Source organism: Candidatus Brachybacter algidus (assembly GCF_016707225.1).
In the GTDB taxonomy this organism is placed as follows: domain Bacteria; phylum Bacteroidota; class Bacteroidia; order Chitinophagales; family Saprospiraceae; genus Parvibacillus; species Parvibacillus algidus.
Genome location: NZ_JADJID010000003.1, coordinates 652,995 through 676,767 on the forward strand (window position 1 = coordinate 652,995; position 23,773 = coordinate 676,767).

15 protein-coding genes are annotated in these 23,773 nt (G+C 37.1%); all 15 read right to left on the minus strand.

All coding sequences use genetic code 11. The features are described 5' to 3' along the window. Nucleotides 1–283 precede the first annotated feature (283 nt). Nucleotides 284–622 carry a HepT-like ribonuclease domain-containing protein gene (locus IPI15_RS12645; RefSeq protein WP_287420540.1) on the minus strand — a complete coding sequence of 113 codons (339 nt, stop codon included), beginning with the start codon at nt 620–622 and terminating at the stop codon, nt 284–286. After that, nucleotides 615–1,574 (minus strand): nucleotidyltransferase domain-containing protein, encoded by a 960-nt coding sequence (locus tag IPI15_RS12650; protein WP_287420542.1) that lies wholly within the window; start codon nt 1,572–1,574, stop codon nt 615–617. The genes IPI15_RS12645 and IPI15_RS12650 overlap by 8 nt, the downstream gene beginning before the upstream one ends. 116 nt (nt 1,575–1,690) lie before the next feature. Beyond that, nucleotides 1,691–5,761 (minus strand): hybrid sensor histidine kinase/response regulator transcription factor, encoded by a 4,071-nt coding sequence (locus tag IPI15_RS12655; protein ID WP_287420544.1) that lies wholly within the window; start codon nt 5,759–5,761, stop codon nt 1,691–1,693. Between the two features lie 223 nt (nt 5,762–5,984). After that, complete coding sequence (fusA, locus tag IPI15_RS12660; protein WP_287420546.1) at nt 5,985–8,117, minus strand: elongation factor G; 2,133 nt, start codon at nt 8,115–8,117, stop codon at nt 5,985–5,987. Between the two features lie 35 nt (nt 8,118–8,152). Then, nucleotides 8,153–8,620, minus strand: a complete 468-nt coding sequence (gene rpsG / locus IPI15_RS12665; RefSeq protein WP_287403564.1) for a 30S ribosomal protein S7 — start codon at nt 8,618–8,620, stop codon at nt 8,153–8,155. Nucleotides 8,621–8,654: 34 nt separating this feature from the next. Continuing rightward, entirely contained in the window at nt 8,655–9,029 is a 375-nt protein-coding gene (gene rpsL / locus IPI15_RS12670) for a 30S ribosomal protein S12 (RefSeq protein ID WP_287403563.1), read from the minus strand. Between the two features lie 321 nt (nt 9,030–9,350). Further along, the gene (locus IPI15_RS12675) at nt 9,351–12,218 is read right to left on the minus strand and encodes a CHAT domain-containing protein (RefSeq protein ID WP_287420548.1); all 2,868 of its coding nucleotides are present in this window, start codon (nt 12,216–12,218) and stop codon (nt 9,351–9,353) included. A 52-nt stretch (nt 12,219–12,270) separates the two neighbouring features. Further along, the gene (locus IPI15_RS12680) at nt 12,271–12,801 is read right to left on the minus strand and encodes a hypothetical protein (RefSeq protein ID WP_287403561.1); all 531 of its coding nucleotides are present in this window, start codon (nt 12,799–12,801) and stop codon (nt 12,271–12,273) included. 205 nt (nt 12,802–13,006) lie between these two features. Continuing rightward, on the minus strand, nt 13,007–14,566 hold the full coding sequence (locus IPI15_RS12685; protein ID WP_287420550.1) for a glycine--tRNA ligase: 1,560 nt from the start codon (nt 14,564–14,566) through the stop codon (nt 13,007–13,009). 430 nt (nt 14,567–14,996) lie between these two features. Next, nucleotides 14,997–17,366: a T9SS type A sorting domain-containing protein gene (locus IPI15_RS12690; protein ID WP_287420552.1), complete on the minus strand. Its 2,370-nt coding sequence runs from the start codon at nt 17,364–17,366 to the stop codon at nt 14,997–14,999. Nucleotides 17,367–17,879: 513 nt separating this feature from the next. Then, nucleotides 17,880–20,255, minus strand: coding sequence for a T9SS type A sorting domain-containing protein (locus IPI15_RS12695; protein ID WP_287420554.1), 2,376 nt, complete (start codon nt 20,253–20,255; stop codon nt 17,880–17,882). A 555-nt stretch (nt 20,256–20,810) separates the two neighbouring features. Beyond that, nucleotides 20,811–21,776, minus strand: coding sequence for a bifunctional heptose 7-phosphate kinase/heptose 1-phosphate adenyltransferase (locus IPI15_RS12700; protein ID WP_287403556.1), 966 nt, complete (start codon nt 21,774–21,776; stop codon nt 20,811–20,813). Next, nucleotides 21,769–23,016 carry a 3-deoxy-D-manno-octulosonic acid transferase gene (locus tag IPI15_RS12705; RefSeq protein ID WP_287403554.1) on the minus strand — a complete coding sequence of 416 codons (1,248 nt, stop codon included), beginning with the start codon at nt 23,014–23,016 and terminating at the stop codon, nt 21,769–21,771. The genes IPI15_RS12700 and IPI15_RS12705 overlap by 8 nt, the downstream gene beginning before the upstream one ends. 11 nt (nt 23,017–23,027) lie before the next feature. After that, a complete protein-coding gene (locus IPI15_RS12710) occupies nt 23,028–23,267 on the minus strand; it encodes a hypothetical protein (RefSeq protein WP_287420556.1) in 240 nt (79 codons plus the stop codon). A 14-nt stretch (nt 23,268–23,281) separates the two neighbouring features. After that, entirely contained in the window at nt 23,282–23,575 is a 294-nt protein-coding gene (locus IPI15_RS12715) for a hypothetical protein (protein WP_287420558.1), read from the minus strand. Nucleotides 23,576–23,773 lie beyond the last annotated feature (198 nt).

A 23,773-nucleotide genomic window follows, 5' to 3' on the forward strand; every position in this document is an offset into this window, starting at 1 on the left:
TTTGAAAGCTGGCTTAATACAAAATGGTGCTTGCATCTTTCAATTTCAATCTTGAACTTTCATTACTAGACTGAACAAAACGGATGCAAACATTTATGCTGCAAAAGTAGCTCTAAGGGTAGATAGGTATGGGATACCTATGTTGCAATCATGGGATATTATGTTGCAAATAGCCTGTTTATATCGGTTTTGATGAAATCCTGTTAGGTTTAGATATTAACCTTTACCAATAAGGTTTTCATATTAAAGAGAATGAATCTAATCGCATCTGGCGTTGGCTCATTTAAAATTCATTTTCTAATATCTTATTCAGTTGTGCTTTTAATTCTTTTAGATCTTGTGTGGCATAATAAATTCTTTCCATTTTTATACCGTGATACACATGAATGATAAAATTCCGGAATGATCGGGGAATGTGCCAGGGATAATTGTATTTTAATAAAATTCCATTATCAATATGCTTTATCGCCTCTACAATAATTAAAAATTGATATTGCACAGCACTTTGTAGTTTCACGTCTTTCACAAATGTAACTTCGTTTTCTCCCTCAACGAACTGACCTATTAATTGTATAGCATCCAGTATATGCTGCACTCGTTCTATGGATGTTGGCTTATCCATATATTTTAATTAAATCATTACCAATTGTTTTGGCGGCAAAGTCTTTGAGATAGCCTTTTTCTACAAGGTCAACTTTTCTATTAATTTTATTCTCTATAATATGTGCAATATCCAATATGTCGAACATGGAATATTTGAAGTCGGAATTCATTTCTATCATTATATCGACGTCACTGTCTAAGTTTTCTTCCCCCCTAGCCCACGAACCAAACAACCAAGCCGATGTAACACGGTCCTCTGTTTTAAATATGCTTTTTAAAGCACTAATTATTGTTGCTTTATTTGTCTTAGCTTTTGCGAGATAACTCACTTTTTCTTCCGCAACTTGCAGAGCTTTCAAAGCCACATCTTCGTTTGCCACTTCATACACCAACTTGTCAGACAGCCAAGACACAAGCAAGTCGGATTCTTTTATCTCAAAGAATTTGGCAAGTTTAAGCACCTGTTCACGGTTTGCATTGCGTTTTCCTCTTTCAATTTTGCTTAAAATTGCCTGGTCAATGTCGAGATATGCAGCGACTGTCCGCAAAGGCAATTCCTTTTCTTTTCGAAGTTTTTTAATAGTTTCGCCTAGGCTGTCCATTTTGAATATTTCTGTTTTGAATGATTTTGTCAAAAATACAAAGTCTTTTGAAAAAGAATTAAAAAAAGTCTTCAAATTGTGTCCAATGAATTGAAGTAAAAAGCATATTTGAAAAGACTTTTGGTTCACGCAAAGACCGCAAAGATAGACCACGCAAAGCCCGCAAAGCTTCCCTGCAGTAGATATTGTTGTAAATAATATTGATAAAGTGATAAATAGATCATTAAGGATTGAAATGACCTGTTTATCTTTATTCAGCTGGAAGAACGGTTGGCAGATTCCTCCCTTCGGTCGGAATGACAAAACCTTGGTTTTGGGTTGGAATAAAAAGGGGCGGCTACGCCGCCCCTTTTTATTCCCAAATCCCATCGAATTATTGTCTTTCCGGGCGAAGCTAGGAATCTATATTAGGTTAGTCTTTTCTTCTTCCTTTTGTGCAATTTGTTATACAGACAGATCCACCAAAACTTAAGCTAAATATGCAATCACTGCCGCGGTCGATGCCCAAATTCTTCCAAAAATACATTTGAAAAATACTTCGGAGAACTAAATCCTGTAGAATATGCCACTTCTGAAATATTCAAATCAGGTCTGGCAAGCAGTAATTCTTTTGCCTTTTTCAATCTAAAACTTCTGAGAAAAGTGGATGGAGAATGACTTGTCATGGCTTTTATTTTACGAAATAATTGGCTTCTGCTCATAAATACCTGATCTGCCATGTCTTCTATCGAAAATTCCTCGTTAGCATAATGGCTTTCAAGTATTGACAAAACGCGGTTGATAAAATCATCTTCCAGTGTGGATTCATTCCTGAGATTCTCCGGGAGATCGCTGTTCATGATTGCATAATGCCGGATCTGCATGCTTCTGATCAAAGATATCATGTTGTCCAGGATCAGCAATAATTCTTCCCTGTCAAACGGCTTAGCAAGGTATGAATCTGCACCTTTCCTTAATCCCTCAATTTTCGACTTTGCATCGACCTTCGCTGTCAAAAGTATAACCGGAATATGACTGGTTATCGGGTTATTTTTGATGTCGTCGCACAAAGTAAAACCATCTTTCTCCGGCATCATCACATCACTGATGATGATGTCGGGCATGAATTCCAGGGCTTTATTTAATCCGTCCACACCATTGACAGCGGTAATGACTTTAAATTTCTCGCTGACGCATGATTGAATATAATTCCGAACATCCTCATTGTCCTCGACGATCAAAATGACTGCAAGATCGCTTTCCTCCTCAGTTAATGGGTCTACAATTAAATTTTCTTGCTCAGTAACTAAGTCTGATTTCACAGGAGAAAATGTCAATAGTTGATCATTTATCTCATTATTGATGTTTGTAGATTTGTCTTCTGACTTCAAAATAGGTATTTCAAAACTAAAGACACTACCCTTCCCGTATTCAGAACGAACATCAATAGTTCCACCCATTATTTCCACCAACTCTTTTGCAAGTGCCAAACCAATACCTGTGCCTGGAAGTTGCTTAGTCTCATTTATTTTAACTCTGTGAAAACGGTCGAAAACGTATTTTAATTCATCTTCCGGAATACCCATTCCCTCGTCCATTACTTGTACAGTCAATATCTCCTTTTCATCTGTTGTTTTTAGGCTCGAATGGACAATTATTTCACTTCCATCTTTACTAAATTTGATTGCATTAGAAATGAGATTGGACAATACTTGTTGAATTTTGACAGCATCATAAAGGAATACTTTTTCGCCAAAATCTATATTGTGAATAACTTTTATTCCACTTAAATTGGCTAAAGATTCAAATGAATTTACTAAATGTGATAAGTATCCACTCAACACTCCTGCTTCCAAATCAATAGTTTGTTTGCCGGATTCTAACTTGGACAATTCCAGTAATTGGTCTACCAGATTTAAAAGTTGCTTGCCATTTCTTCTGATAGTTGCATTTTTCTGAGAAACTTTCTCCGGATTAATATCCTCATTTACATTGTTTGCATCCGTCAGTCCTAAAATCATCGTAAGTGGCGTCCTGAATTCGTGCGTGATATTGTCGACAAACTTTGTCTTGGCTAGATCAAGTTCAATGATGGCAGCCGCTTCTCTCCGCTCATTTTCAAGTTGATGCTTTTGAACAAGTCGCTGTTTATTCCGATTCCATAGGTAATACATCAGACTACCTAATAATATCAAATAGAAAAAATATGCCCAAAGGGATTTCCACCAAGGCGGTGAAATTACAAACACCATTTCCACGACATTTTCACCCCATCTGCCAAATGCATCTGTTCCCTTACCTTGAAAAATATATTTGCCGGGGCTAAGATTACTAAGGGTAACATTTCTGTTATTCCCCAGCATGATCCAGGAAGTATCATTATTATATATCCGGTAAGCATATCTTAACTTCTCCGGAGAAGCATAGTCCAAAGATGCAAGCGTAATACTAATATTGTTATTATCATGGGTAAGTAAATTACCATGAAAAAAAGAGAAACGATAAGGAAATTTAGAGCCGGGAAGATTGACATCAGTAATAACAATCGGAATTTTATTTAATGGAAGATTGATCTTATCGGGATAAAAACGATTATATCCGCTGATGCCACCGAAGAACATCTCACCATCACTGCTTTTATAATACGCACCGGTGTTGAATTCATTACTCTGCAAACCATTATGCACATCAAAATTCGTAAAGCTTTGTTTCAGGATATTAAATACAGAAAGGCCATGATTGGTACTTAACCACAAATTGCTACTTGTATCTGCCAATATTCCATAAATAGTATTGTTCGGAAGGCCATCAGAAATATTATAATGTATAAATGTTCCGGTTGCTTTATTCAATTTGTTTAATCCGGTTGTCGTGCCTACCCACAAAGTTTTATCAGGTTGGATAGGATCCGGCAAAATGGATTTTATTTCGTTTGAACTAATACTTTTTGGATTTTTGGGATCGTTTTTATACACCACCCTGAATTTTTCCTTGATCGGATCAAAATGATAAAGACCATTTACCGCACCAATCCATAAGGTTCCGTCGCTATCAGCTTTAAGGGTGGAATAAAGCGATTCATGAGACACGATGCTTGAGTGGTCCTCTTTCCCAAGTAATTGAAATGAGCGGATCGTATTGTCTAGAGTATTGTAAAGTTTTAGGGAATTTGGTGTCGTGTACCAAATTTTTTGACCAATTCCATAAATGCCATAAACAATTTCTTCTTTAGAATCTATGGGAATAATTTTTTTAGTTTCTGGATTATATGTCACCAAACCATCAGTACTACCCATCCAGATTTGACCATGCTCATCTTCATAAGTAATCCTTGAAAAAAAGGATGTATCAAACTTTGAATGTCCATAGGTCAGATCTTCATGATAAAAATACTGCATCGTATTAATAATTATAGACTTATCACCATGTGATTTTATGGGGAATATTGAATATACACTTGGCTGAAAATTCATTAATTTTTTGGGCATATTGTTTTGAAATAAAGAATTATTGGGCGAAAAATAAACAACGCCTCTGCCATTTGTTCCCATCCAGACCGTCCCATCACTTCCCTTATAAATCTTGTGTACCAACCCATTTAATACTCCTAGATTGGAAAAATTATCATATTCAATGACCTCGAGCTTATTAGTGACTATGTTCAAAATCATTAGACCATTTGAGAATGAGCCGGCCCAAACTTCTTTTTCACCGTTTCTATTGTGAGAAATAGAAATTGTCTTGACCCATCCACCTAACTTGTAAAATAAGAAATCTCGTTTTTTATTGTCAAACATATACAATCCTGCATCACCGGCTAACCAGATATTGCCAACTTCATCCTCAACAGTTTCATAGATGCTTTCACGAAAAGGGGAATAGACAATTTTATCAATTGCATTGTTCCTGTCGAATACTTTAGTAGTAGAAAAAGCTAGTCCGGTAGCATCAAGTTGTTTATTCTTTAGATTATATATTTGAAGTCCTTTAATAGTTGCTATCCAAAGCAATTTATGTTGATCCAAATAGACGTTCAGAACTTTGGATTTATCCGGAGTGCCCAATCCTGCTACTTTTAAAAACTTGACTTTTAGACTTTTAGCGTCTTTTGAATTCGATATATCCAGCCCAAAGCATTGGCCATCCAGGGTTGAAATCCATATCCCATCTTGGAAATTACCCGAAATCGAATTGATAATTATAGATTTTCCTTCAAACCTGGAATCTATAACTTTTATAAAGAAATCAGCACCCGGAACATACAAATTAAGCCCTCCCAATCTGCTTCCTACCCATAAATTATTATCCTTGTCTTCATACAAACAAGTGATATGATTGTCACTTATAGAAGTGCTGTCAAACAGATCAGATTTATAAATTTTGCAGGAATATCCATCGAAACGATTCAGCCCGTCTTTTGTCCCAAACCACATGTACCCATTGTGGTCTTGGAGGATGCTACTGACCATATTCTGGGAAAGTCCGTTTGAAATTGTTAACTCTCTGAAATTTCTTTTAATGCTCTGAGCACTTGTATCATTTGTGAAGAATGAGAGAAGTAAAATTAATACAGACAATTTTAATATGGACTTTCTGATATCAAATTTGATTTTTAATTCAAGAATCGGGTAATTTTTCAATTTATTATCGCTGTAAATTAAACAGAGGTTATGAAAGTTAGCAAATATAAAATAATTGAATTGAAAAAAGAGAATCATGATGATATCCAAACAAAAAAGCCCTGATCAAACGACCAGAGCTTTTATATTCTGAAGGAAATAAATCCTTTTTGTACTTATATTATGCTTTTACAGCACCTTTAGCTTTCTCGATCACGTCAGCTGCGATATTCGCAGGAGCCTGATTGAAATGTGAGAATTCCATTGATGAAGATGCTCTACCTGAAGTGATGGTACGTAATTGTGTTACATAACCAAACATTTCACTAAGTGGAACTTCAGCTTTCACGATAACCGCGTTGAACTTCACATCTTGTCCTTTTACAAGACCACGACGTCTGTTCAAGTCACCTATCACTGAACCTGTGTATTCATCAGGAGTTGTAACTTCAAGCTTCATGATCGGCTCAAGAAGTACAGCACCTGCTTTCTTAGCTGCCTCTCTGAATCCTTCCTTAGCAGCCAATTCGAATGCGATTGGTTTTGAATCCACTGAGTGCATTGATCCATCATGAACACGTACTTTCATACTGTCGATGTTGTAACCTGCAAGGATACCATTACCCATCATTTGGTTGAAACCGTCAGTGATTGGTTTGATATAGTTTTTATCAATTGATCCACCCACAATACCCCAGATAAACTGAAGTTTGGTTTTACCATTTTTGAAATCTTCGCTGTCAAGGAATTCCTGATCCGCAGGACCTAATTCGAATTCCATATCAGCAAATAGACCAGATCCACCTGATTGTTTTTTCAACTTCTCACGGTGATTAACCATTTTAGTTAAGGCCTCTTTGTAGTTGACCTGAGGAGCTCCCTGGTTTACTTCAACTTTGAATTCTCTTCTAAGACGATCCACGATGATCTCAAGGTGAAGTTCACCCATTCCTGCGATGATCGTTTGAGCTGTATCCTCATCATATTTAACTCTGAAAGTAGGATCTTCTTCAGCTAATTTAGCCAAAGCCATACCCAATTTCTCAAGATCTTTTGTAGTCTTAGGCTCAATAGCTAAACCGATAACCGGTTCAGGGAAAGTCATAGACTCCAGAATGATTGGATTCGCCTCATCACAAAGTGTATCACCTGTTTTAATATCTTTAAATCCAACAGCAGCTGCGATATCACCGCACTCTACCCTATCGATCGGGTTTTGTTTGTTGGCATGCATCTGATAAAGTCGAGAAATACGTTCTTTATTGTCAGATCTTGTATTTAATACATAAGAACCGGCATCAAGTTTACCTGAATAAACTCTCATAAAAGCAAGACGACCTACGAAAGGATCCGTAGCAATCTTGAATGCAAGTGCTGCAAATGGTTCAGTAACGTTTGGTTTTCTGAATGCAGGAGCATCTGTACGAGGATCGATACCTTCTACCGCTTCAACATCCAATGGTGAAGGAAGGAATGCACAAACTGCATCCAACATCGCCTGTACACCTTTGTTTTTGAATGAAGAACCGGCCATCATAGGTACGATCTTCATATCAACCACTGCTGCTCTGATAGCTGCTCTGATCTCATCAGGGGTGATAGAATCCGGATCATCGAAATATTTCTCCATGATTGCTTCATCATATTCAGCTACTGATTCAAGCATTTGAACTCTTTGATCAGCTACGATCTGAACAAGATCTTCCGGGATAGGAATAGTCTTGTAAGTCATACCATAATCATCTTCATTCCAAACTACTGCTTCATTCGTTATAAGGTCTACGACTCCTCTGAAGTTCTCTTCTGCACCGATAGGCACCTGAAGAGGAACAGCGTTTCCGCCCAACATCTCCTTCACTTGTTTTACAACATTGAAGAAATCCGCACCTTGTCTGTCCATTTTGTTTACAAAACCAAGACGAGGTACTTTATATCTGTCAGCTTGACGCCAAACTGTTTCTGATTGTGGTTCAACACCATCAACTGCACTAAAAAGTGCAACAACACCATCTAGTACTCTAAGTGAACGCTCTACCTCAACGGTAAAATCCACGTGACCCGGAGTATCGATAATGTTGATAGAATAGTGCTCATCTTTCCAATCCCAGTGAGTTTTGGTAGCAGCAGAAGTAATTGTAATACCTCTTTCCTGCTCTTGTTCCATCCAGTCCATTGTAGCAGCACCATCGTGTACTTCTCCGATCTTATGGCTTATACCTGTGTAAAAAAGGATACGCTCGGTAGTGGTTGTTTTACCTGCATCGATATGTGCAGCAATACCAATGTTCCTGGTTAAATTAAGTTTGGAAGACATTTATATCTATTTTGAAAAAATCTGTGTTAAAAAAATTAAGCTTTGAAGTGAGCGAATGCTCTGTTGGCTTCTGCCATACGGTGTGTATCTTCTTTTCTTTTTACAGCGGCACCTTCACCTTTGCTTGCTGCGATTAGTTCTGCAGAAAGTTTATCGGCCATACCTTTACCACTTCTTTTTCTTGCGAAAGTGATCAACCATTTCATACCGATAGAGATCTTTCTGTTAGCAGGAAGTTCAGTAGGGATCTGGAACGTAGCTCCACCAATCCTTCTTGATCTAACTTCTACCTGAGGCATGGCATTACCGAGAGCTTTTTTCCAAGCCTCGTGCTCATCTTCTCCTAATTTCTCTTTAACGATATCCATTGCATCGTAAAAAATTTGAAAGGCGGTACTTTTCTTCCCTTCATACATTAGATGATTGACAAATTTAGTCACCATGGTATCATTGTACCTTGGATCTCCTTCAATCATTCTAATTTTTGGTTTCCTTTTTCTCATGTTCTTTTAAGCTGTTATTTGCTTCTTAATAATATTATTTCTTAGGACGTTTAGTTCCGTAGTGTGAACGACTTTTCTTTCTGTTGTTAACACCTGCAGTATCTAAAGCTCCCCTAACGATGGTGTATCTAACACCCGGTAAATCTTTTACTCTACCACCAGCGATCAATACGATGGAGTGTTCCTGAAGGTTGTGACCTTCTCCAGGGATATAAGCGATCACTTCTATCTGGTTGGTAAGCCTTACTTTCGCTACTTTTCTAAGTGCTGAGTTCGGTTTCTTAGGAGTAGTAGTATAAACTCTTGTACAAACACCACGCTTCTGAGGACTAGACTCAAGAGCTCTTGATTTGCTGGCGATTTCGACTACTTTCCTGCCCTTTCTTACCAATTGATTTATAGTAGGCATATTATGCTTTTTTGTGTAATTACGATTAAAAATTATTCTCAAAAATGGCTCAAAACAGCTAGATTCCTATGTTTGGACTACTTATTTTGCCCTCTTTTCTCAAAGTGGATGCAAAGTTACGACTATTTTCCAATTGCACAAAGCTTTGTTTAAAAAATATTTCATTAATTTTTCTAATATATATAAAGGCGTGGGAAAAAGATAGGGTGATGAGGTAATAGGTAATGGGTAATGAGTACTGAGTACTGATTACTGATTACTGATTACTGATTACTAATTACTGATTACTGACTACTGATTACTGATTATTGACCTCTGACCTCACCCTCTCCATCTTACAAAAAAAATCCAAAGACCAATTACGAGTCCTACTAGCAAAGAGATGTAGATAAGGTATTGCCACCAAGGCGTGAATTTTTCCAAATCTATACTGCTAGTATTGCCAATAGTGGCGAATGATCCCCAATTAAAAGGATGCGCTTCTGCATTACTGACACTTTTTATAAAATCCAATTTAGAATTTCTTAATGCATCGTCCTTTGTCATCCCCTTACTCAAATAATTGTATAATTCCGACATAAGCGTATAAGAGTATTTATCATCCACCTTCCAGAATGTAGAGAGAATTGATGAAGCACCTGCAAAAGCGAATGCCCTTGAAAGACTCATGATTCCCTCCCCTTTTTTGATGAGACCTATGCCCGTTTCGCATGCAGACAGTACTACATATTTCGAACTGACATGAATACCGTAGATATCATTCACTGTAAGTTTCCAATCCTTTGCTTCTGACCCTACATCCGTAAAGGCCAGATACGAACTATCCGGGTATTTGTCGTTAATTATACAATGACCCGCGAATTGAACCAATGATTTCTCATTGACCTCTTCGAGAAATACTTTCTTCGTCGCGTTTTTACCAACAAAGTAACTACCTCCCAATTCATAAGAGAGCCGCCGGATCTCCTTGCTAGAGTTAACAAGATTATAAGGTGATGACTGGCTCGTCACATCATATGATGGTGCAAAACCTGTCCATGAAATATTTTTAGACTTGTCATCAGAAAGTTCCATTTCTAACCATAAAGTACCGGAAGTGTTGTAGCTGATTGAAAAATCTTTTAATAGAAACGGGTATGATTTATACATGGGGATCTTGTCTATGTCGACTGCTGAAGTCAGCAAAATATCAAAAGGTAGAAAGCCTAGTTCACCATCGACGATGAGCGCCATTTTTGTTATACCACTCAGGGATGGCCGGATAGGCTCTATTAGTAAATTATTGAGTTTGTAGGCAAGCCGGGAATAAGTCAGATCATATCTTTTACTAAAGTATTCTGACTCATTGGAAGCATAAAGCTCCATTCCATATGTCAGATCATATAGTCTTTGCTTAACATCCTCAGTCCTCGAAAGTCTATAAAAATTGCTTTTATTTCGATTGATTACTAAGGCATAAATATATCTTTCACCCATGAAATACTGAACCATTGCCTTTCCTTCTTCCAGATTGGAGGTTACGTCATTAATCTCCACAAATTTATAGTTATACTTCAGCCTAAAATAATTGGGATAACGTATCTTAAAATCTTGAATAATTGAATTATACTCTTTCTTTTTAGCACTGATTAAATTGAGTAACTCATTTGTATTATTGAAATTACTACCTTCCGCTTGGTCACGGATTGTTTTCTCCAAACTTGTAAGTTCATTTTTGATACGGTACTCCTTTTGGATCAGATTCTCAGGAATGCCGCCGAAGACCATTGCATTCGAATTGCGATAATTTTTGAGCAGAATTGAATTTTTACTCATTTCAAATACTTGAAGTGCCTGCTCCGCGATTTCCCGGTCATCGCTTCCTTTCTGAAGAACATATAAATAGTCAAGCTGATCTTCATATATGTCTTTGTATTCGTTATTACTAGAACTGATCTCTTCATCATTTTGAAAGTTTGATTGCACCCTTTCTATCAATTTGAATGCCAAATCATTACTTTTGATAGCAGTGATATAATCACTTAATGCATAAAGGCTTCTAGCTTTTAACTGGAGTAAATCTATTGCTTCATTTTTAAAAATGATCTGATCAGGATCCGGGATTTTATTTATGTCTGCATTAGAAAACTGGAGTGATGAATTAATCAGGGCTTTTTGGATAGAGGCGAGTGATTGTCGATAGTCTTTTGTAGCAAATTCATTCTTTGCTAGATCATATGTGGCAAGAATAGAAGACTGTTTTTTCTTCCCATATCTGCGTTCGCTTATTGAGATAAAACTTTGCAGATATTTGTTTGCCAAATCGTATTTACCCATTGCCGAATGGACTTTCCCTTCTAAGTATATCTTTTGGAGGTTATTATATTCATTATCAGTTTTATAAACATCGAGAAGACTCAAACTTTGTTGCGCCCCTTTGATATCGTCAAACTTTAATTGCTCGTATGTGAATTGCACTAAAATATCGCATAACTGCTCATTGTAGTTATTTTTAGGGGTGTTTTTTATACCGGAATTTATACTCTCTCTGTATATTTTGAAAGATTGGGCAGAATCATTCAAGAATGAATAATACTCCGCAATTTTCTTTTTGGTGTAGAGGCTATTAGGATCGACTTTTTTTCCTTCATTATAGTACCCCAATGCGGCAGTTAAGTCACGGTTAATTGCATTATTTCCCAAATTCCTATAAGCATAACCTAACCAATATTTATCGATTTCAGATAATTTTCCCCAACCTCTGATGATCTTTATAGTGTATTTCTGAAATGAATCAATTTTTTGATAATCATTCTCGTGCCACAAATTCTTTGTAGAATAATCGAAGTAGTCGTAATAATATTTACGCTTTAATTCAGGATCAACTAAATGGGGAAGAATTGATTGTGCCTTTTGTAAGAAATAATTAAGTTCTAACCAGAGACCATGATTATAAGCAGTTACAAAACCAAAATTAGAGATTTCAGCAGCCTTAAGGAGGTCATTATTTTGCAAAGCCTTATTCAGATAAGCATCCAGGACTCCTCTGTTATATAATTTGTAGTTATTATTAATTCCTTCTCGTGTCTTGACCCAATTAGTCTGTTCCGACTCAGGAGATGAGTTCATCGGGTGTTGATTGTATATAAATTGTTTGTATCCAACAACAAAAGCTATTGTTAACAACAATTTTATATACTTTGAACTCATTTACTGATCGTTTCAGGGAATTCAAAACTACAAAAACAAGCTAACTATTTTATTAAAATTTCTCTTTTCTGCTTAGGCTCGCCCCATTTGGTAGAGACAATGAGATTCGAAAAGTGCTGTCATATTGGGAAACAGTGTTTTTGTCAAACTCAAATCGATAGTAATATGTTTGCCCTTGAATTAATTTAGCCGGGCATTCAGTTATACCGTTTTGTGCATCTTCTATGATGATCTTAGAATCTTTAATTTTGGTTACAAAACCCGGCAATACACTTACTAGGCAGCGTGGTGGAGGACAAGGATCTCCATCAACACTCTGGCATCTTCCAGGAAATGCATATTGGACAGCATTTGCAGCCTTATTACAAAGATTCATAGGTGGAAGGTCTGCTTCATTTAACTGCCCTACGGATGTTTGGTATTTACATTCAAAGAAAACACTAGTGTTGTGTACAAGCATTTCAAGAGTATCCTGATATGTTTTTGTAGCACCAGCAGGAAAAGGCTGATATTCGCATGGTGGAGGTACACTTTTTTCTGCCTGAAAAACATAAGCCGTAGTGATAATAAGTAATAAGATCATTATGCCAATTTTTCTTTTTTTGAATAACATTGTATTTGGTTTTGTTTATTAAGTTAAAATGCGTGTTTATTGGAGTAAATGTTAACTCTTCATACCACAAGTGTTTTGAATCATATATAAGTGACCAATATATAAATTATTTATATATAAGTAGGCAAAATTAGACTAACGGTCGATATTTATAGAAAAAAATTGATTTATTGGATTATACCAATTGCTCCAATACCTTTGACATATCAGTTTTCTCAGCGATGATAGCTGACAATTGTTCGATAGGAACTCTCTGTTGAACCAAGGTATCTCTGTCCCTCACAGTAACACAATTATCATCCAACGTCTCAAAATCTACCGTAATACAAATCGGTGTTCCAATAGCATCCTGCCTTCTGTAACGACGGCCTATAGCGTCTTTGTCGTCATATTGACACTGGAATTGCAATTTTAATTTGTCATAAATGGTTTTAGCTTTAGAAGTAAGCTCTTCTTTATTTTTGACCAATGGCAATACTGCGCATTTTACAGGAGCAAGTGCCGGGTGAATCTTGAATACAAGTCTTGTAGAATCTTCCCCTTTAGAATCAGGTACAGATTCCTCTTTCAAATTATTGCTCAACATAGCAAGAAACATACGATCTGCCCCAATAGATGTCTCAACGACGTAAGGCACATAAGCTTCATTCTTCTCCTGATCGAAATATGTTAATTTTTTACCCGACAATTCCTGGTGACTCTTGAGGTCGAAATCAGTTCTCGAGTGAATACCCTCTAATTCCTTAAACCCAAATGGAAACTCAAACTGGATATCAGTCGCGGCATTGGCATAATGGGCCAAGTTATCATGATCTTTGAATTTTAATTTATTCGCAGGTGTCCCTAAAGCTAGGTGCCACTTCATTCGTTGAGCTTTCCATTTTTCAAACCAATCCAATTCTGTACCAGGCGCTATGAAAAACTGCATTTCCATTTGCTCAAATTCCCGCATACGGAATATAAACTGACGCGCTACGATCTCATTTCTGAAAGCCTTTCCTATCTGAGCGATACCGAATGGAATCTTTTGTCTGGTGGTTTTCTGAACATTCAGGAAGTTGACAAAAATACCTTGAGCCGTTTCCGGACGCAGATACAGCTTCTCCTCCTGCCCTGCTATGTTGCCTAGTTGAGTAGAAAACATCAGGTTAAACTGACGAACTTCTGTCCAGTTGCGCGAACCGGAATCAGGGTCAGCGATCTGTAAATCTTCGATGATCTTGCCGAGTTCAGCCATATTGCCTTCGCTCATCGCAGTAGCAAGTCTTTTACTTAAGGTAGTCACTTCATTTTGGTATTCCATGACACGCGGATTGGTTTCCTTGTACATAGCAGCATCAAAGGTTTCACCGAATCTTTTGGCAGCCTTATCAACTTCCTTAGTAATTTTATCTTCTATCTTCTCAATGTGATTTTCGATAAGAACGTCCGCCCTAAAACGTTTCTTGCTATCTTTATTATCCAACATCGGATCATTGAAAGCGTCGACGTGACCACTTGCTTTCCAGATCATAGGATGCATAAATATGGCACTATCAATACCGACGATATTGTCATTTAGGCGCACCATAGATTGCCACCAGTATTGTTTGAGATTATTTTTGAGTTCTACACCAAGTGGACCATAGTCGTAAACTGCACTAAGTCCATCATAGATTTCGCTTGATGGATAGATAAAGCCGTATTCCTTTGCAAATGATATAATTCTCTTAAAATCTTCCTGTGTCTGTGACATTTCCCGTTATTTCTCTAATATTTTTCAAATAAAGTGCAAACATAGGGAAAAATCTGGGCAAATTCCCATTGGGAGAAATCAATGCAATCAGAGTAATTAATATCGCTGATGGCTGATGGCTGATAGCTCTGTTGTGGAAATTAGAGTCACTCTCATTCTACAACATTCAAGTTGTAACTAAGAAAATCAGTGCAATCAGAAAAATCAATTTAATCCCTGCCCTAAATGGCAGGCAAGCGTGGTTCAGACAAATGGCTAATGGCTCTGTTGTGGAAATTAGATTGACTTGATTCCAAAACAAGGATTGAATTGAGAATGGAAAATTGAAAATTGAAAATGACGCGAAGTTTGGGCATTATTATTTGGTCGACAGTCAATTGTATCGGGCGTCCATTCTAATTTCTGACTTCTAACTTCTAATTTTTTATCCTCATCGAATTACATTGAAAGGCTTAGAAATGCTGCCTTCTGAGGTTGTGATCTTTGCGATGTAAGTACCGGGTATTAGTTGACCAACATTGATTACTTTGGACTCTTTGGCTCTTGCGAAATACTTTTCTGTAGATACCAGCTTGCCATTAATATCGTAGATCTCCAATAATACTGCTTTATCCGTTTTAATGTTATAGCTAATATTTATTACATTATTTGTGAGTGTTGGGAATAAATTAAATGAAAGAGGATCAAGTTGTAAATTATTTGAAGAAGCAGTCCAAACAGAAAATCTTGCATACGGCACAGGTGTATTTTGAAATAAAGTCCTCTGAGGTGTGCAGTCAATAGGGCCATTCATCTGCCATGGAGCATGCATTTCATGTGTGCATACATAATCACCATTCTTTTGCCCAATATATTCAATCACTCTTTGATTGTTCTTATCACTGCATGCCCAATATAGATCAGTATATGGCGAATCCTCAGGTGCCTTATATACTAACGACAAAACATATATTTTTCCTTCTCTTATCTTTACATCTTTAGGTTCTTGGGTCGAGATGTCCAGTATATTCAAGTTTATTTGAGCATCCTTCATAATTCCTAGGGGAAAGTCAAAGAAATTGTATCCAACTATTTCATATTCATCATAAGTGTAAATGAAATCGCCATTTTTATCCGTACATTCATATATAAAGAATTGGGCAGTACCATTGATTGCCGCTATTTCATCGGCATTTGCCACTTGGAATGTCACATTCGAAACAATCGAACCGCTCTTTTCACCACGAAAAACATTTGAGTAGGCCCAATCCACCGGTTCATCTTCCTCAAATTTCATGGCAATATTTCCTGTGATGCCATCCTCCCTACCCCATTGTCCACCATTCTCTGTAGTTATTGAAAAGGATTTGCTAAAGGTATTATCAGTGATATCCTCATCTTCTTCATTCGAAGCCAATTTATATACAATTATATAATCACCTATTTGATCCGGTGTATAAGAGCCGAATACCGAATTGTTAATTTCAGATCCTGGAAGTATGGTACCCTGAATGGCACCAGGACTAGTGATAGAATTTTGACTTAAATGCACTTCCTCACCAAAATCGTTAAAAACTCTTGCACTGAGTATGGTCCCTGTCATAGGGTCATAGCCGGTATTTGACACGTTGGCCATAAAGGTAATGGGGACATTCATGCTTGAAGGAACGGTAGGATAAGGAGCTCCGGCCATCCAGTCATCATTGGTAGTAATGTTAAATTGTGCTGCTTTGACAAGTTTTACATCATCAATTATCCAATAATTGTAATTACCGTGGTAAATAAACTTTACCTTAAAATTTGGTGAAGCCTCGGTTCCTTCTAATCTAACCCTCATTTTCTTTCCGGCTATAAAATCTCCAAATTCTAAATCATCATTGATGAGCTTTTGCTGCCAAGATGCTCCGCCATCATTGGACCATGCAACAAAGTATTCACTATTTCCATGTGAGACACTTTGATAAAAAGTAAGTGTCACAGGTGCCCCAGCAGGTAAAGAAGAGATATCTATATTAGGAGAAATTAATTCACCTATCTGATATATAGTGCATGAACCATCTCCCGGTTGCTGCCCATTGGTATCATACATAAAAGAGTTAAATACCATGGCTCCATTGCATGCTGTAACAGAAGCTATAGATGATAGTTTGGACCCTCCCTTGTAAGCTGCTCCCTCGGCATCATAGATCCAAATTGCCTCAGCAGGATCCTGTCCGATCCCACCACAAGAAATGCCAACTGTTGACCATGATTGTATGCCACCATCAAACTGTCCGTCCTCCCAGATAACTTCATCAGACGAATTGTCTTCTACAGATAAAACTTTAAACTTAAATGCAGCAATTCCGGCATTTTCTAGAATCTTCCCACTATTAAAGGATAAACTTATGGAAAAGAAATTTGTGTCAGGAATAATCTCGGTTCCGGTTATGAACATTTCATCATCCGGCTCATTTAGCTGATTATTTATAATAATAATGCCACTACCTTCAGAATAATTAACATTATGTGCTTTTATATCATAAGAGGCACCACCTCCACGATAACAAACTCCTACATCATCCAACTCCAATCCTAGATCAATTTCACTTGTAATATCATTTAGATTAGCGCCATATCGCTGACTGCAGAATCGTGCATTAAATTCAGTATTCAGTTTTAAATCACAGTATTTCTTATGCCACCCAACCATCGTTTCCATTTTAGTTCCCATGAGCGGTCCATCAGTGATCTCTATGAAATGCTGCGCATTTGCATTGCTATGAATGAATAAGTAGAATCCTAAACAAAGTAAAATTGAAGACAGGTAGTTATTTTTCATGGCAAGTATTTGAGAAAGGTGTGATTCGATGTTAAATATAACAAAAATGCTAGAGTAGAAAAATTATTCCTGAAGATAAATACCACTTGCAGCTCCTTCATTCTCAATTGTATTCACGATAGATTTTTACTCACAAAGGAAACTTGAATTAAATCTAAAGTCTAAGGTAATGAGTCAGTGGATCTTATGTTTTATAAAGACTTGAAAGAAATAATATTAAAGAATGCCATTTGTCGGCATCAAAAGCCGGAGATTATACAATAGTAAATTCGTTGAGTTTATTCAACCAAATCAGAGTTGGCAGGGGACTACTTTATACCCCGAGTTGCACCAGGGGCTATTGTTATTCAACCCCTATAAGGGTTTTTAGTTGATTGAGAATAATAACTAAATTATGCTTTTTTATAATAACCTTATTATGTGAAGTCTACCGCGATATGAATAATTTTGAATTTAAATAAAAAAAAAGGGGCTGCAAAACTTGCAGCCCCTCTCATTTCACCTAATCAAAGATTATTTGATTACATTAAAAGGTTTAGACAACGTTCCGTTAGGAGTTGTAACTCTTACGAAGTAAGTACCTTGAGCGAATTGCCCAACGTTGATCACATTCGTTTGATCCTTTTGATTTTCTAGTTTATTGTTAGACAATCTCTTACCATTGATATCATAAACTTCCATTGTAGCATCTGTTGCATTAGCAAAGTTAAATGCCACTGATACATTATCTCTCGTATTCGTAGGGAACACTGTGAATGTATTGTCAGCTAGTTTTAGATCCTTCTTAGCCAAAGTACCTACACCGAATCTTGCGTAAGGAACCGGTGTTCCTGAGAATACACTTCTTGCAGTAGAGCAATCGATAGGACCATCCAACTCCCATGGTGTATGTAGTTCGTGTGTACAAACATAGTCACCTTGTGCCTCACCGATGAATTCAGTAGCTCTTTGGTTGATCTTATCACTTGAAGACCAGAATAAGCTGGTCGTAGGTGCACTTTCAGGAGCCTGATAAACAAGAGAAAGTACATACACTTTGCCTTCTTTCAACTCAAGATTGATCACTTCTTCTGTACCGAAATCTCTGATCGGAAGATCAACTTCAAGATTGGCTGCAGAACCTGCAGGGACATCAAAGTAATTAAATCCTACTACATCATGCTCATCATCAGTATAAATGAAATCACCATTTAGGTCTTCACACTCATAGATATAAAACTGTGCAGTTCCACCAATTTCTCCTAAGTCATCAGCATTGGCAATGTTGAATTTAACATTTTTAGCAGAACCAGCATTCTCAGCTCTGAATACATTTGAATATGCCCAATCAATTCTTACACCATCAGCGAAAGCCAATGATATGTTTCTTGTGATGCCGTCTTCTCTACCCCATTCTCCATTGTCAGCATTCGTGACAGTGAATGTTTTGGAATAAGAGTTGTTTGTAGCATCAAAATCTTCTTCTTCTGTAGATACAGAATAAGTTACTTTGTAATCACCTTCTTCTGTTGGTAGGTAAGATCCGAATATAGTATTCTGGATAGTATCACCGCTAAATACTGTACCTGCAGCAGCACCAACACTGTTAAGAACTACTGTTTCAGAATAAACCTCTTCGTTAGCTTCATTTGTGATTACGGCTTTAAGTTCTGTGCTAGTCAATGATTTACCACCAATATTATGAACATCAGTCATAAATTGTACAGGTACGGCCTGACTTAAAGGCATAGTCGGATAAGGTGCAGTTGTCATCCAGTTAGGATCGATCAATGCATTATAATCCTCTGGCTCTACCAATTTAACATCATCAACTATCCAGAAGTAGTAGTTTCCTACATATCTGAATTTTATTCTAAAATTAGCAGTTGGAACTGCTCCTGTTAACTTGATACGCTGAGTTGAATTTTCATAGCCTGAGTTTAGAACGATTCCAGTATTAATTGGAATTTCTGTCCATGTTTCACCACCATCATTAGACCATCCAACGAAATATTCACTTTGGTACTGACGTGTCACCTGAGTAAACTTCATAGTAATAGCAGTTTCTTCTGGATAAGCACTCAAGTCAATGATTGGAGAGATCAATTCACCTTCCTGGTTAGCTGAACATGGGCCGTCACCTTGAGCTGTTGCATTTGTGTCATAAAGATCAGAGTTAAAAAATGCAGCTCCGTTACACACTGTTGGAGAATTGATTTTAGTTCCTCCATAAAGACCTTGAGTAGATCCATCAGCAGCCCAATTCCAAACAGCAAGAGCACCGTCTTGGTCAGCACCACCACAAGAAATACCTACAGTAGTCCAAGGAGCTAATCCACCATCAAATTCACCTTCACCTTCCCAGATAATTACATCTGTGTCCGCAGCAACAGCTTTAGTGATGATAACAAATGAAAAGCCAGGATAAAGCTTAAGGATTTGTCCTGAATTGTAAGAAACGCTCAATCCCCAGAAATTAGTAACAGCACCTTTAGTACCATAATTAAGGACATTATTAGGATTTGCCTGGTCATTATTAGCCAATAACATTCCTTCAGCACCAGCATTTTGAATGTTCATAGCTTTGGTGTCAAATGCGATACCACCACCTCTTTCACAATATCCTGCTTGTGCAGTGATCGGATCAAGATCGATCAAAGCAGCTGGATTTGCTGCATCACCTGCAAGGATTGGCTCACATATTTGTGTTGAAATTTCACCAGCAGGAATGCCTTCCAAACAAAAATCACGATATGCTGCAACACCTACTTTAAATGTATCGCCCTTTATCGCATCATCACCTTGTGTGATAACAATGTAATAATCCTGAGCACTGGCAGTGTTTGCAAAAGATAGCAAACCCAACAGCATCCAGAAAAAAGAAACTCTTAGAGTTAAAAATTTTCTCATAATACTAAACTTTTTTATTAATGTAATAAGATTAAATGAATTCTTTAAAAGTACAATTATACGGAAAATGAGTTGAAAGTGGATAAGATTGCAGAAGAAATTTTATACTTTAACTTAATTTTAAAATTAGGGCTTTATATCAAACAGTAGAATATTAATTGCTTTCTACGGATTATTGCAGCGGAAAAAATGGGGGAATGTGGGGAAGAGGTGAGAAGGTGAGAAGGTTAAAAGGTGAGGAGGTGAGAAGGTGAGGAAGTGAGAAGGGAAAAGGTGAGAAGGTAAGGAGGTGAGGAGGTGAGAAGGTTAAGAAGCGAGCGGCGAACAGTGAACAGGCGAGCTGGCATGATCTCAAGATCTGGTGGGCAGGCTATTATTGAAGTAAATAAGGGGAAAGCAGAAAGGCTTGATAGGTCGTTTCCTCATAACGGATTGCGAAAGCTGTTTGCGGCGTCTAAATGGGGTTTATTTATGCTTTGTGCCTAAGTGGAAAATCAAGGACCTTAATCAAGACCTTAGAGTGATTTTTTATTTACATAAAAACATTTTAGGTGACTACCTATTTTCATAAGCCAACTTTAAACCATTTAGGCTGATAGCTGCTACACCTCTTTCACTGCAGACGATACCCCCGGCAAGATTGCTTAAGGTGGCCATATCTTCCAGCCCAAGTCCCGAACACCAGGCTGCAGCGACGATACTAATGACCGCGTCACCGGCGCCACATACATCAACAACATTTTGGGTAACTGAACGCTGCCAGATACTATCAGTTTTTGACTTTATAAATATACCGTTTTCAGAAAGGGTAATCACGGTCAACTCGTTTTCCAAGTTATGCACTATTTTTTTTGCAGCATCCGTTAATAACTCCTCAGACAGCCCCAGCTTACCTTTGAGTGCACTTTCAGCTTCTTTTTTATTGGGTTTTATTAGATCTACTCCTTTATAATTCCAGAAGTTCTTATCCTTTGGATCTACTATGATCTTTACAGCCAAATCCTTGCAGGCTTTTATCAAAGTGGGTATATTTCCAGGATGAAATAAACCTTTTTCATAATCCTGAAATATTACAGCATCCAAAGAGTTTTTGGAATGTATGGTTTTAAGTTTTTCAATGATTTCCGAGGTCACATGATCAGAAATAGGAGTTGTTTCCTCGTCATCAATACGCACGATATGTTGATTCTGGGCTATTACTCTAGTTTTACAGGTGGTGATTCTTTTATCGATAAGGCAGATCTTTGTTTGACCTGTAAGGCAAATAGACTCAATAAGTGCGTTCAATTTATTTCCATTCTTATCATCGCCATTCACTCCGATCAAAGAAGTACGAATACCAAGATTGTGCAGATTCAAGGCGACATTAGCCGCTCCTCCCGGCCTCCACTCTTTATTTTGCAATCGAACAATTGGTATTGGTGCTTCAGGCGAGATCCTTTGGACATCACCATATATATATTCATCCAATATCAGGTCTCCCAATACGGCAATATGTAAGGATTTAAATTTATCAAACATGTTCAATACTTTCTTTTATGATGCGTGCACTGATCGTTTCTGAGACGTTCTTATTATTCTTGGCAAATTTATTAATTGCTGATTTAATTGAATCTAAACGAGACTCATTAGATAATAAACCATCGAGCGTATTTCTAAATTGCTCAAAGTTATTCACCGGGTTGAAGACTCCAAGTTCAATGAGAATAGATGCTTCTGAAAATTTAGTATAATTGGGACCGGCGATGACTGGTATTCCATAGCAAGCGGGTTCTAAAATATTATGTATACCCTTTCCAAATCCTCCTCCAATTACTGCAAGATCTGCATAATAATATAGTTTTGACAACAGACCGATGCTGTCAATTACGATGATCTTTTTATCTGAAGGATGCTGAATAAATTCGGAATAAAGAATCATTTCCGTTCCAAATCTTGCTTTCAGTAATGCTATCATTGCTGATGAAGGTTCGTGTGGTGCGATGATCCATTTTAAATTGTTTAGGTTTTCACCTTTAATACAATCATGTATTAAAGTAATTTCCTCCTGCCACACACTTCCTGCGACAATTACTTTATCATTTCCTTTCCATGAGCTGATATGATCATTATGTTGAGGATGAGCAGTCAGATCAAATGCTCTTTCTATCTTTGGGGATCCATCCAATGAAGCATTCAGAAAACCTGCTTTTTTTATTAAATCATATGAATTGAGGTCATTACAACTTATGTAGGCAAATCGCTTAAGTAAATTACCAAAGAAAGAAGATTTGTTTAAATAGCGGCTACCTTGTCTAAACTCTGCACCTATCAATATCAATGGAATATTTAAAAGACTTGCTTTTCTCACTAAATTTGGCCAGATATCATATCGGGTAAAAATAATAGCCCTGATTTTAAATTTCTCAAAGATGACATTATAACCAGCTGAAGTATCCGCTGGAAGGTATATCTTCAAATCTATCAGATCTGTTCGCTTGGCATTTTCAAAACCGGATGGCGAATAAAAGGATACAAGGACAAAGCTGTTTTTAACATTTTTTATTTGCTCTACTACTGGAATTGTCTGCTCCCATTCCCCAAGAGATGCACAATGGAACCAATAAACCGGAAGAAGTGGATCGGTGGTAAAATTATTAATAATCTGGAGAGTTGATTTTCTTCCTGAAACGATCTTTGCGGCTTTCTTATGAAAAAGTGCAACGACTTTAAAAAGGAGATCTGCCAGCCAAATCAGAACATCATACAATAGTGGAACCATGATGGATTGTTCTAATAAATAACTTCTTCAGAATAATCATTAAAATAAAATGGAAGGATCCAGGAAGCCTGAATACCATTGAGCATATCGAACCTTTTCGCCACGTCGGGCATCATGGAATCGTAATTATAACCTCGGACGCTCTTGGTAAATCCCTGTTGAAATAACAATCCAATAGAAAAATTGATTCTCCTATTGTCAGAAAGATATTGATAACCAATATATTGCTGTGTCATAAGGCCGTTACTCATTCTGTCATAACCGTTTAAATAATTGCCATAAATATCTTACCAATTGAAAGCACGCTATTGAAGCCTCTTTCCGATAATGTAAATAAGGCGAGATGATTGTCAGTGCCTACGATTTCACTTTTGGTATTTATGAGATTATAGGCAACCTTCTCTTTGATCTTTTTGCCATATAAATAGGAGTAAGAGAATCCAACAAAAAAATCACTTTTCAGTTTGTATTCAATATCGCCACCGATAGAGAAGTTGTTACCAAATCTCTTAGCCATATCAAATCCCGGGGCATGATACCCATAATGTATATGGAGCATCAAGGCATTTTTAGGTTCAGATTTTTTAATCTGAGCCTGAGAGTTAATTGATCCTAGAGCAACGAAAATAATTGCTGAAAGGTACCTTAAATATTGAATCATAGTGCAAAGTTAATAAATTGCTTTTCCTTTAATAATATAATATCTCAAGTTTCGTTAATTGACAAATGATGGTAGATGGTCCCGCAAGTGCGGGAT